The 11,831-nt window shown below is 69.9% G+C and carries 10 protein-coding genes, 1 tRNA gene, 1 other RNA gene and 1 pseudogene; 6 read left to right on the forward strand and 7 right to left on the reverse strand.

Translation table 11 applies throughout. The features are described 5' to 3' along the window. Positions 1–20 precede the first annotated feature (20 nt). Both DQP58_RS17160 and DQP58_RS17165 read right to left on the reverse strand, forming a co-directional pair. Positions 21–1,160: a hypothetical protein gene (locus DQP58_RS17160; protein WP_112709483.1), complete on the reverse strand. Its 1,140-nt coding sequence runs from the start codon at positions 1,158–1,160 to the stop codon at positions 21–23. After that, complete coding sequence (locus DQP58_RS17165; protein ID WP_112709484.1) at positions 1,157–2,485, reverse strand: hypothetical protein; 1,329 nt, start codon at positions 2,483–2,485, stop codon at positions 1,157–1,159. Before DQP58_RS17165 ends, DQP58_RS17160 begins: the two co-directional genes overlap by 4 nt. 44 nt (positions 2,486–2,529) lie before the next feature. On the opposite strand from DQP58_RS17165, the gene DQP58_RS17170 reads away from it, so the two are divergent. Further along, entirely contained in the window at positions 2,530–2,868 is a 339-nt protein-coding gene (locus DQP58_RS17170) for a hypothetical protein (protein WP_112709494.1), read from the forward strand. Between the two features lie 3 nt (positions 2,869–2,871). Here the strand turns inward: DQP58_RS17170 and DQP58_RS17175 are convergent, their stop codons facing one another. The 3 genes from DQP58_RS17175 to DQP58_RS17185 form a co-directional block, all read right to left on the reverse strand. Beyond that, complete coding sequence (locus tag DQP58_RS17175; protein ID WP_112709485.1) at positions 2,872–4,257, reverse strand: CHAT domain-containing protein; 1,386 nt, start codon at positions 4,255–4,257, stop codon at positions 2,872–2,874. Next, complete coding sequence (locus tag DQP58_RS17180) at positions 4,254–5,987, reverse strand: hypothetical protein (protein WP_112709486.1); 1,734 nt, start codon at positions 5,985–5,987, stop codon at positions 4,254–4,256. The genes DQP58_RS17175 and DQP58_RS17180 overlap by 4 nt, the downstream gene beginning before the upstream one ends. Before the next feature lie 97 nt (positions 5,988–6,084). Beyond that, a complete protein-coding gene (locus DQP58_RS17185; RefSeq protein WP_205869456.1) occupies positions 6,085–6,543 on the reverse strand; it encodes a lipoprotein LpqH in 459 nt (152 codons plus the stop codon). Between the two features lie 175 nt (positions 6,544–6,718). Here DQP58_RS17185 and DQP58_RS17190 point away from each other — a divergent pair, with 175 nt between their 5' ends. Both DQP58_RS17190 and DQP58_RS17195 read left to right on the forward strand, forming a co-directional pair. Next, entirely contained in the window at positions 6,719–7,099 is a 381-nt protein-coding gene (locus tag DQP58_RS17190) for a hypothetical protein (protein WP_112709488.1), read from the forward strand. Between the two features lie 14 nt (positions 7,100–7,113). Continuing rightward, positions 7,114–7,719: pseudogene (locus DQP58_RS17195) on the forward strand (enoyl-CoA hydratase/isomerase family protein); the annotation flags it as partial. 133 nt (positions 7,720–7,852) lie between these two features. On the opposite strand, the gene DQP58_RS17200 reads toward DQP58_RS17195, so the two are convergent. Together DQP58_RS17200 and DQP58_RS17205 are read right to left on the reverse strand one after the other, a co-directional pair. Then, positions 7,853–8,734 carry a hypothetical protein gene (locus DQP58_RS17200; protein ID WP_112709489.1) on the reverse strand — a complete coding sequence of 294 codons (882 nt, stop codon included), beginning with the start codon at positions 8,732–8,734 and terminating at the stop codon, positions 7,853–7,855. An 89-nt stretch (positions 8,735–8,823) separates the two neighbouring features. Next, a tRNA-Ser gene (locus DQP58_RS17205) sits at positions 8,824–8,912 on the reverse strand. A gap of 76 nt (positions 8,913–8,988) precedes the next feature. Here DQP58_RS17205 and ffs point away from each other — a divergent pair. The 3 genes from ffs to DQP58_RS17220 all read left to right on the forward strand — a co-directional run. Further along, positions 8,989–9,085: signal recognition particle sRNA small type (ffs, locus tag DQP58_RS17210), an RNA gene on the forward strand. Positions 9,086–9,244: 159 nt separating this feature from the next. Continuing rightward, the gene (locus tag DQP58_RS17215; protein WP_112709495.1) at positions 9,245–10,537 is read left to right on the forward strand and encodes an aminotransferase; all 1,293 of its coding nucleotides are present in this window, start codon (positions 9,245–9,247) and stop codon (positions 10,535–10,537) included. Positions 10,538–10,589: 52 nt separating this feature from the next. Next, positions 10,590–11,831, forward strand: a 1,242-nt coding sequence (locus tag DQP58_RS17220; protein WP_112709490.1) for a DNA polymerase III subunits gamma/tau, incomplete at its 3' end; no start/stop codon positions are given.

The following is an 11,831-nucleotide window of genomic DNA, read 5'->3' on the forward strand; positions in this document are numbered from 1 at the left end:
GACCGGGGTTCTTAGTAGGCCTAATAGGCAGATTCCGAGGCCAATATCTCAGCGAGGAAGGCATCCCGCGGCGGCCGATCCAGCCGCGCCCGAGCCCAGCGCCGCACCCGCCGCCGGATTTGCGGGGCTTCCGTGGTTTCGGCGCCCACCAGGACCGAGGTCGCCGACCAGTCGTGGCCCCAGGCCGCCGACTCCGTCAGGGGACGCCCCTGGCCGTCGGCCAGCTGGACGGTTGCGCGGCCGGTGGCGTCCAGGGTGCCGCGGCCCTCGATGGCTGCGGAACGTAGCCGCACCGCGATGCCGGTAGCCGGGTCCGGCCCGATGACGGCGGCCTGCACGACGGCGACGACCGTCGAGCCGCGGGCCTCGATGCTCCAGCCCACGGTGCTTTCGCCGGCATCGAAGACCGCGGGCGCAACCCCGCTCCAGGCGACGGTGGCGATGCCGCGGGCTATCGCGCCCGCGCCGCGCGGATCCGCGGCCGCGCCGGCGGCCAGCGCGTAGTCATCGCGGCGATCGGTGGGCAATGCCAGAATGAGACTCGAATCATCAAGCGCCGCAGTGAGTTCAGACCATTCATCGCCACCCACGCCGATCTCTTCGGCGAGTCCGGCGCCGGCCCGGACCAGGTCCACGACCCGTGAATCATCGCTGCGGACGTGGTTCATCAGCGCTGCGGCGTGCGGCGCAAGCAGCTGTGTGACATCCGAATCCAGTGTGTCGTCGGCGAAGAAGCCCTGCGCGCCGGCGGTCAGCAGCGCAACCTCGACGTCAAGCAGCGCTCGGTCCAGGCCGGCGAGTCCGTCCTGCCTGCTGGCGGGCCACCACCGGCGCAGCCAATGGCCGGTGGCGAGCCTGCGCAGCGGGGCGACCGAGCCCGGCACGAGGTCGACGCCGGCGAGCTCGATGCTGCGCGGCGGACCGGTCGCCCCGTCCACGGCCGACACCAGCGCGACGTGACCCGCTTCACCGACGATCCGCCACAACCAGTCCGCGCGCGAGACGTCGGTGAACGTGATGTGCGGCGCCGCGTCGTCGGGGTCGTCCACCGTCCACGACAGCACCGCACCGCTGACTTCCAGCAGGGCGATCAGTGGCGTTGCGGCAGCGGGGTTTACCGGCTCTGTGCTCCAAAGCCCGGAATCGGCAACCAGTCTCATCCGGCCACCTGCAATTCCAGCATCGCCTTGATTCGCTGCCGGTGATCCAAACTCACCGACCGGGCCACCCCGTCCAGCAGCGCGCGCACGTCGTCGACGTCGTCACAGCTTTCCTGCCAGACGTCACGCCCGTGCAGCCGCGCCCACAGTCGGCTCAGGTAGGGCTGCGCGAAGGCCGCGAGATCGTCGACCACTTGCCGTTGCCGTGGATGAATCGGGCCGTTCTCGGCCAGATACCGCCGGGCGTGCAACACGTACGCTTCCTTGCGCAGCCGCGCCTGTATCTGCGTGGCCAGGTCGTAGCGGCACGACGCGGACGGGTCCAGCGGAGCCAGCTCGACCGCGACCTCGATGCCGGCCACCAGCGTGGCTTGTTTGTCTTCGGCCAGCAGCCCCCACGGCGCGCAGGCTCGGTCGACCTCTTCCTCGCACAACATGGGAATTTCGGGTAACGCGTCGCGATCCAGGGCGCGTCGCAGGGTCGCCCGTACCCGGTCCACCACACTGCGATCCAGCGGGCGGTCGCCGTCGGCACCCGGTGAAATCGCCGGAGGGCGTTGCGGGGCAACAGAACTCAGTCCCAGCGCGACGATTGACCAGGGCAGTTGGTCGGTGACGGTGCGGGCCAGCGCGCCCAGGTTGTACGGGGTGGGGTCGGTGATCATCGCCGACCAGACGCGCTGACGGGCCGCCGCAGCGCCATGGCCGGCGGCCGCACCCAACACCGTGCCGAGCTCGGCCCGCAACGGTTCGATGACGGCTTCTCCCGCCCGGACGTCGCGCCAACTGCGTTCCAACTGTTCGGCCAGCGTCGCAACGACATCGGCATCGGCTACGTATCGATGGAGGACCTCGATCGCCGTGCGATCGCGATCGCGGTGGATGTCGCCGAGCACCGCCGCCGCGGTCTCGTAATCCTGCGGCGTCGGTGGGCCTTTCGTCACGGCGAGTTCGAAGCAGACCGGGAAATACAGTTCCTGGGCGTTCCCGGTGCGAATCCGCTGCCTGCGGCGCTCGAGCTTGAGCGCGTCGAACCAGGCTGCGGCCGAGCGCAATTCGGAGCCGCAACCGACGATGAGATCGTGCATGGCCGCCGCCGTCTCGGGCGTGACGACCGGGGCCGAATAGCCGGGATTGGATCGCAGTCGCAGCACCAACGGGTCGAGGATGCGTTTGACGGTCCGGCTCAACGGGCCGCCGTCGTCACCGCTGAGCACCTCGACACCGGGGCCGATGGCCCGCCACGCCGCCTCGATCACCGAGCGCCGCGGATGGCCCGCCGCCTCGCCCGCCACGGCGGTCGCTACCTGCGGGTCCGCGCTCATCTGCACAGAATAGGGCCATTGCAAACGTTGTGGCAGCCACAAAGTTGGGTTCGGTAGCCGGTGCGCGGCGGGACGCTGATCGCATGAACACGCTGTTGCCGCTGGCCGAATGGCTCCGGTCGCGCCGCCGTCGCGGCGCCGGAAATCGCACCGTGGGGGTCGGAACCGTGCGCAAGGTCAAGCGCCAGGTCTTCATCGAGGTGGTGGCCGTTTCGGGGGAGACGTTCATCGGCAAGCTGGCGCAGTGCGACGGCGGCCCGGACCTGTCCGTGCTGCGGCCGGGCCTGGTCGTGCTGGTGGCCTTCGATCCGACGGCCCGCGAGGAGCTTTCGCTGCCCGACGACGTGCTGGCCGTTCACGCGGCCTGGGTGGCCTCGCTGTGAGCGCTACCGCGCGCCGTCCACGGCGAACGTGACCAAGGCCGCCCAATACAGCGGGCTGGCCTCGGCATGACCGTCGCGCCAGCGCCGCATCCGTTCCCGCTGCCACAGATTCACCGCGCATCCCGCCTCCTCGGCGGTGTCGTGGGCGGTGTCCACGGCAGCCGCCAGATCGGCCATCGGATCGCCCGGCTGGTCGCCGACCGTGTCGGTCGACCCGGTGAATTGCCGGTAGGCGGCGGTCGTCGGCAGCGACCACAACGTCGCGGTCACCAGCTGCGCGCCGTTCAGGATCATCGCCGCCACCAGCCCGGTGGCCTCGTCGAACTGATAGTCACCGCCGGATCCGCAGGCCAGCAGCGCTACCCGGGGCGGCATCGGCAACCGCAGGGTCATCAGGTCCGAAGCGGTCAGTGGGCGGTGGTCGCCGATCGCGTCGGCATCGCCGGGGATGTCCGCCGTATCGGCCAAATGCAGGGCCGCCCGGTCCGCCCGGGTTGGGTGATCGTGCTGGTCGTCCGCCGAACTCGCATGGCCAACGTAGAGCAGCCGGCACGGGTGCTGACCGAGCAGGTCGGCGAGCCACCCGCGGTCGGCGTCCTGGCGGCGGAACAGGTCGACGCTGGTGTCGACGTGTGGCAGCACGGGCCGGCGCCGCATGAGATCGGCGAAGTGCTGCGCCACCGGCGTGTCCGGCGCGGGCCTACCCAGCACCGATCCGAGGGCGGCATCGGGCCGTTGACCCGGCACCCGAGGATCCAGAATCAGCAGCGGTGGCCCATCGCGCCGGGCCTCCCAGTCGCCCGGGGTGCGCGGCGAGTGCACGATGTTGGGCGGCACCGCCATCAGCACGTCGACCAGTTCCATCAACCGATGGCCGTCGGTCAACTCCGCGATTTTGGCCAGCCGCCAAGGGATTTGGGCCGCAGTGCGGCCGCTGGAGGTGATCGCATCCTGGCGCGCACGCACCAGTTCTTCTTTGCTCGGACCCGATTTCGGGATCGCCAGCAGCCCCCACGGCACCCGGGCCAGCCGTGCGCTGGGCGAGACGAACAGCACCGCCCGCGGCGAGGCCGCGCATTCGGCCAGCAGCTGCCACCCCGCCGTGCCGATGAGCAACACCCCGAGGATGTAGGCGACTGTGAGTTCGGTGTCCGGCGTGGCGAACGGTCCCGTGGTCAGCGCGCGCTCGATGGCGTCGCGCCGGCTTTCGGCGCCGTGCGGCTCGGGCAGGGCAGCGGTGAGTTCCTGCAGCGCGCTCAGCAGCAGGGGTTCTTCCAGCACCCAGGTGACGGTTCTGGACGGCTGGCCGACGATCCGCAGACTGGCGTAGGTGGCGATGCCCAGGTCGGCGTAGCGCAGCACCAGGGTCGGCCGGTCGGGCTCACTCATGGGAACGTCGACCAGGCGGGCTCGGCCGCGGTGACCTCGCGCCCGTAGCGCTGCAAAGCCAGCGCCCGATAGTGACTCAGGATCGGCGCCGCCCCCGGTTGCATTTGCAACGGCGGCAACGGGCCCAGCCTCGTCAACGACGCGCCACCCGCAATCGGCGGGCCCGCGGCGGTCAGCGCGGCGGGTTCCGTTTCCGCCTCGACGGGAACCGATGCGACGGCCGTCGAAGCCCACTCGCCGAGCCGCGGTCGCTGCAGCCCCTCGAAAGCGCCTCGTGCGCTGTGGTATTCGACCAGCTCGCTGATCAGCACGGTGTTCTCCCACTCCCAGGCCACCGCGAAGGCACCGGCCAGGATGGGTGCCGAGATGCCGGCGGCCCAGCGTGCCCGCGCATCGGCGTCGGCAATCGAATAACGCACCGAGTCGACCGCCAGGGCGGCCGGCACCTTGAGCTCGGCTGCCTGTTCGAGCTTGGACATTCCGCGCCGGTACTCCGGCGTGCCGACCTCGCCGCGCAGGATGCCGAGCCCCTCGGCCTGACGCGCCTCGGTTTCCTGCAGCGTCTCGTCGGGGTCGCCCGAGCTGTCAAAACCCAGGTCCGCCAAAGCGTCAGCGCGCCAGACCGTTCCGAGATGATTGTCCAGCTGGGCGTACTGCAGCCAGCTGCTGCGTGGCGAGGAGTCCAGCAATTCGCGGGCCTGCGCGATGAGCTCGACGGCGTCGGAAAAGCGGCTCCAGAAGATGGCGATCCAGCTGCGCTGCAATAGGATCCGATGCAGGGGCAGCGGCTTTCCCAGTTCGCGCCAGTGCCGTTCGGCATGTCCCCAGCATTCGTCGGCGGCTTCCAGGGCACCGGATCCCAGTCGGGTGAGTCCCAGGTACAGCCAGCACCGGGCGACGTCGTTGGCCCGGTCGTGGCGGGCGATGACGGGGTAGGCCTGACCGACAAGATCCTCGGTGCCGGCATGGTCGCTGGCCGCCCAGCGCGCCGCAGCGCGCTCCAATTGCGCTCTGGCTGTGGCTAGTTCCCAACCCTTGGCGGCCGCCCGCGCTTCGGCGCGGCGCAGCCATGGCTCGGCCTCCTTCAACCGCCCCGTTTCCACGCAGAACCTGCCGTACCCGGTGGCGCCGGTGATCCACAGGTGGTCGGCGCGCTCGCCACCATCGCCGGCTTGACCGATGTTGTCACGAACCTGTTCCCACAACGGAACTGATCGCACATGCAGGTCGTCGTCGCACAACGCGGTGGCGCACCGGATCCGCGCGTAGGTGCACAGGTACCGATGTTCGCCGGCGAGGTCGGGGTGGTCGTCTCCGGAGTCGTTGGCGCACAACGACTCCAGCCCGGCCGCCGCGGCCTCGTGATCGCCCAGTGCGGCGGCCAACCCGGTGCGCAGGAACTGCGCCCGTCGCGAGTACCGGCGGGTCATCCGCGAGATCTCGCCGTCGGACAGCCGCACCCGCTGGGCCGCATCCGGCATCGTGCCCGCGGCGATAGCGGCGTAGATCGCCAGGCAGTCTTCGACGCGCCGGATGGATTCGCGGACCCCGTCGTACGCCCCCCGTGCCAGGTAGATCTCGCCAAGCTGCCCAAAGGCTTCCAGCATGAGGTCATCCCGGTCGTCGCGTTCGATCCGCGGAATCAGCGACAGCAGCAGTTCGCGGGCACCTGCCTCATCGGCGGCGAACGCCAAACGACGCGCCTTGTCCAGCTCGTCCGGGATCGACACGGCTGCATCATAAGTCCGCGGGCGTTGCCTGGTTGGCCAAACCGCGAGCGGCGGACGCGTGAGTGAGGCACGTCCGCCGCTCGAGGGCCGCAACCGATCAGCCGCAGGACACCTTGATGTTGAAGTCCTTGGTGATCATTCCCGCCATCGGGTTCTTCATGTCGGCGCCCTGCGCCTGACCGGTGATGGTGTAGGTCTTGCCGTCCACCGCGACGTTCGCCGAACCCACCTTCGCGCCCATGTTGTCGCTGACCGCCAGGGCGTTGCCGTCGACAACCAGGGCGAGCGACTGCACCTTCGGGTTGGCCTCGTCGGTGAGCACCACGGCCAGCGCCTGCTGGGCACCGCCCGTGGAGCCGCTGCCGATGTTGATCTTGCCGCCGGTCCGTATGCAGGTCACCGACGCCGGGTTCACGCCCGCGAGGTCGGTACCGCCCACCTTGACCTGCGCGCTGGTGCCCGTGGAGGCGCTGGGCGCCGTGCTCGACGCCGGTGCGGCCGAGTGGCCGCCGCTCGAGCACCCCACCAGGGCCACTGAAGCCGCGGCGCAGCCCAGGGCCCCAATCGCAGCTGCGAGAAGACGTTTCACTTGTGGTTCCTTCCTTCGTGCGCCGCCCCGATGGCGTCGTCCTGGCGCCAGTACAGACGGCGACAGCCGCTACCGATCCCAAACTTCGGCCGGCCCGGCGGTAGGCTGCGTCGGTGTCGGAGCCGGCGAAGGGAGTACCGCAATGCTCAGCGTGAAATGGTTGGAAAAGCCTGAGGCCCATGACTTTCCGGCCGCAGCGGACTACCTCAGCATGGTTGCGGGCGCGCAGACCGTGAAAAAGGCGATCAAAAAGCTCAAGTCCGGGACGGTGACACACCGCAAGGCCAAGGACATTCTGCGGGCGGCGCAGCTGGGCCTGCTGCCGGTGGACAATCCGCACGTCGCCGCGGACCTGACCAAGATCGAGAAGGGCCTGCCGCTGTCACCCATCCTGCTGGTGCGCGGTGACTTCCGCACCGGGGTTGCGGTGCAGATCGCCGACGGCTACCACCGCGTCTGCGCGAGTTATCACACCGACGAGAACACGGACATTCCCGTGGTCCTCGCGGCCGTCGGCCGCTGAACGAAGGGATGATCATGATCGACACCGACACCGTGGGATCCGTGCAGGTGCTGACCCTGTCGTCGGGTCCGGTCAACGCCCAGGACGTCGAGCTGCTCGAAGAGCTGGCCTCGGCGGTGAACGAGCTGGCGCGTTCGGACGCCGGCGCGCTGGTCGTCACCGGTGCCGGCCGCGCCTTCAGTGCCGGCGTGGACCTCAACCGCGTGGTGCAGGGCGGCGCCGGCTACACCGATCGGCTGGTCCCCGCGCTGTCCGCGGCCTTCGAGGCGATGTTCGGCTATCCGGGACCCACCGTCGCCGCGATCAACGGTGCCGCCATCGCGGGCGGCTGCGTCCTCGCGTGCGCCTGCGACCGCCGCCTGATCAGCCCGCAGGCGCAGATCGGCGCGGCCGAGGTGCGCGTCGGGGTGCCGTTCCCGGTCGCCGCGCTGGAGGTCATGCGGTACGCGTGCGGGGTGCACGCCGACGAGGTGCTGCTGGGCGGCCGCAACTATCGGGGCGCGGAGGCGGTGGCCCGCGGACTGGCCCACCGCGTCGTCGACGACGAGCTCCTCGAGGCGGCGCTGGCGGAGGCGTCGGACCTGGGCAGCATCCCGCCCGACGCCTACCGGCAGACCAAGACCCAGTTGCATGCCCCGACGACGGCGCGGATCCAAGAGGCCCGCGGCGTGGATGACGAGGTTCGTCGGATGTGGGGCACCGACGACGCTGGGACGGATCGCCGCCTATGTGGAGCGGCTGCGGCGCCGCTGACTAGTTCTCGTCGACGGTTTCGTCCAGGGCAACACCGGTCCGCGTGCGCCTGCGCCGCATCCGGTGCGACCCCTTGCCGGTCGGGCGCCGGTTACGCAATTTGGCCCGCGACTCGTCTGCCTCGTCGGCCTCGACCGCTTCGGCGTCCTCGATCGGTGTTGCCTCGGTCGCCGGCTTCGGCTTCGGCACGGTGGCTTCGGCGTCCTCGGCGTCCTCGGCGTCCTCGGCGGTTTTGTCGATTTTGTCGGTTTCGGCGATGACTTCGGCGGGTTCCGCTGCAGGCTCAGCCTGCTCGGCGTCCTCGGTCTCTTCGACTTCCCCGGCGGCGGCCTCGGCCTCGTCCGCCTCGGCGGTTTCGGCCTCGTCGGCGGCCGTCTCGGTGTCGGCCTCCTCGCCCGTCTTGCGCCGCACGCGACGCTTCTTGGGCTTCTTCGCCTTGATCGGTTTGGGCGGCGGCGGGGGCAGCTCGGCCACGAAGGAGAGGTAGAAGGCGAAAATGCCGAGCAACGCGATCGCGGCGGCGGCGCCGTAGATGCCGAACAACCACCGCCCGGCGGCGTCCAGGCTCAGCCAGATCTCGCTGATCGCCGCCCCGATGATCAGCACACCAGCCAGCACGTGGGCCACGATCGACCAGATCCTGATGGACAAGGCCAGCTGCGGCGTCCCCAGCTCGGGCTTGCGGGTGCGCAGCTGGGTGAACACCACCGGTAGCGCCGCGAGCGCGATGAGGGCACCCGTCAGGATGCGCAGCGCCATCCCCAGCGTGCGTGAGGTGTCGCCCATCAGCTCCGGCCAGCGGGGCAACACGAAGAAGAAGTAGAGGGCGCCGGCAACGAGGGCGAACACCAGGTGCCATGGCACGGCGATCTTGCGCCCCATACCCCTCCTCGTGCTGGTGAATTCATGCCAGCCTAAAGGCGGCCGACCCGAATCCAGATCAATTCGTACCTGTCCGCTCGGCGGACAAATGGCGGAGGATGCGGGATTTGAACCCGCGAGGGCTGTTAACCCAACCCGCGTTCCAGGCGAGCGCCATAGGCCACTAGGCGAATCCTCCGTGGCCATGGTAACCGAGGGCCCAACGGCGGCCGCCAGTTGCTCGTCGTCCACCCCGGGGCAGGTATTAGACTCATCGCTGGACCCCGCGCGGCGTCTATCCTGTGAACTCCCCCAGGGCCGGAAGGCAGCAAGGGTCAATGGGCTCTGTCGGGTGCGCGGGGTCCCCTAGGTCAAATGGGTGCCGACCCGCTGCGCGCGGGGCTGCCGCGCTTGCGATCGCCGCTTTGCATCATCAGTGACGACCCGCCGCGCCCGGTCCCCCGCAAGCGGGAGGTACCCCTGGCGCCGCGCTTGCGGTCGCCACCAATGCCGACAGCGAAAGGGTTCACGGTGTCGCTGGAGTCCCTCACCCCGGCCGAGCTCGCGGCCGCAAACGCCCGCCACCAGCAGGATTACGCGGATCTGCAGGCCAAGAAGCTTTCTCTGGACCTGACCCGCGGGAAACCGGCCCCCGCCCAGCTGGACCTGTCCAACCAGCTGCTGAGCCTGCCCGGCGACGACTACCGCGACAGCGAGGGCACCGATACCCGCAACTACGGCGGCCTGCACGGCCTGCCCGAACTGCGGGCCATCTTCGGCGAGCTGCTCGGCATCCCGGTGCAGAACCTGATCGCGGGCAACAACTCCAGCCTGGAACTGATGCACGACCTCGTCGCCTTCTCGATGCTGTACGGCGGCGTGGACTCGCAGCGGCCGTGGAAGGACGAACCGACCGTCAAGTTCCTGTGCCCCGTCCCCGGCTACGACCGGCACTTCGCCATCACCGAGACGATGGGCATCGAGATGATCGGAGTCCCGGTGCTGTCCGACGGGCCCGACGTCGACCTGATCGAAGAGCTGGTCGCCGCCGACCCGGCCATCAAGGGCATGTGGACGGTGCCGGTGTTCGGCAACCCGACCGGGGTCACCTACTCCTGGGACACCGTCCTGCGGCTGGTCCAGATGCGGACGGCGGCGCCGGACTTCCGGCTGTTCTGGGACAACGCCTATGCGGTGCACACTCTGACCCACGACTTCGTCCGGCAGGTCGACGTGCTCGGGCTGGCGGCCGCCGCCGGCAACCCCCATCGCCCGTACGTGTTCGCGTCCACCTCCAAGATCACCTTCGCCGGCGCCGGCGTGAGCTTCTTGGGCGGATCGCTGGGCAACATCGCGTGGTACCTGCAGTACGCGTCGAAGAAGTCGATCGGACCCGACAAGGTCAACCAGCTGCGGCACCTGCGCTTCTTCCGCGACGCCGACGGCGTGCGCCTGCACATGCTGCGGCACCAGCAGATCCTGGCGCCCAAGTTCGCCCTGGCCGCCGAGATCCTGGATCAGCGGCTCAGCGACTCCAAGATCGCGTCGTGGACCGACCCGAAGGGCGGCTACTTCATCAGCCTCGACGTGCTGCCCGGCACGGCCAAGCGGACCGTCGCGCTGGCCAAGGACGCCGGTATCGCGGTGACCGAGGCCGGTGCGTCGTTCCCGTATCGGAAAGATCCGAAGGACACCAACATTCGGATCGCGCCGACGTTTCCGTCGCTGCCGGACCTGCGCGAGGCCGTCGACGGCCTGGCCACCTGCGCCTTGCTCGCGGCGTCGGAGTCGCTGCTGGCGTCGTCCGCCTCGAGTGTGAACTAGCCGACCCCGCCGGGCCGCATCGTCGTCGGCGGACGCCGGTAACCTGCTGACCGTGGCCCTCTACCGCAAGTACCGACCGGCAACCTTCGCCGAAGTGGTGGGCCAGGAGCACGTCACCGAGCCGCTGTCCATCGCGCTGGAGGCAAGCCGGATCAACCACGCCTACCTGTTCTCCGGGCCGCGCGGCTGCGGGAAGACTTCCTCGGCGCGCATTCTGGCCCGCTCGCTGAACTGCGCGCAGGGGCCGACGGCCACCCCCTGTGGGGTGTGCGATTCCTGCCAGGCGCTGGCGCCCAACGCCCCCGGCAGCATCGACGTGGTCGAACTCGACGCCGCCAGCCACGGCGGTGTGGACGACACCCGCGAGCTGCGCGACCGCGCGTTCTACGCGCCGGCCCAGTCGCGCTACCGCGTGTTCATCGTCGACGAGGCGCACATGGTGACCACGGCGGGCTTCAACGCGCTGCTCAAGATCGTCGAGGAGCCCCCCGAGCACCTGATCTTCATCTTCGCCACCACCGAACCGGAGAAGGTGCTGCCGACCATCCGGTCGCGCACCCATCACTACCCGTTCCGGCTGCTGCCGCCGAAGACCATGCGCGCGTTGATCGCTCGGATCTGCGAACAGGAGGGCGTCGCCGTCGACGACGCCGTCTACCCGCTGGTGATCCGCGCCGGCGGCGGCTCGCCGCGCGACACCCTTTCGGTGCTAGATCAGCTGGTGGCCGGCGCCGAAGGCGCCCACGTGACCTATCAGCGGGCGCTGGGCCTCCTCGGCGCCACCGACATGGCCCTGATCGACGACGCCGTGGACGCGCTGGCCGCCGCCGACGCCGCGGCGCTGTTCGGTGCGGTGGAGTCGGTGATCGATGCCGGCCACGACCCACGGCGTTTCGCCACCGATCTGCTGGAGCGGTTCCGCGACCTGATCCTGCTGCAGGCCGTCCCGGACGCGGCGAGCCGCGGCGTGGTGGACGCGCCGGAGGACGTGCTGGAGCGGATGCGTGAGCAGGCCACCCGGATCGGGCCGGCAACGCTGACCCGCTACGCCGAGGTGGTGCAGGCCGGGCTGGGGGAGATGCGCGGAGCCACCGCGCCGCGCCTGCTGCTCGAGGTCGTGTGCGCGCGACTGCTGCTGCCCTCGGCCAGTGACACCGAATCCGCCCTGCTGCAACGCGTGGAGCGCATCGAGACTCGGCTGGACATGTCCATTCCCGGCGCCGAGGCAGCCCTCGCCGCGCCGCGCAGCGCGCCGACGGCGGCCGAACCCGAGTCAGCCGCCCGGTTCACCCGG

Origin of the sequence: Mycobacterium colombiense (assembly GCF_003284975.1) — a bacterium.
GTDB lineage: Bacteria > Actinomycetota > Actinomycetes > Mycobacteriales > Mycobacteriaceae > Mycobacterium > Mycobacterium europaeum_A.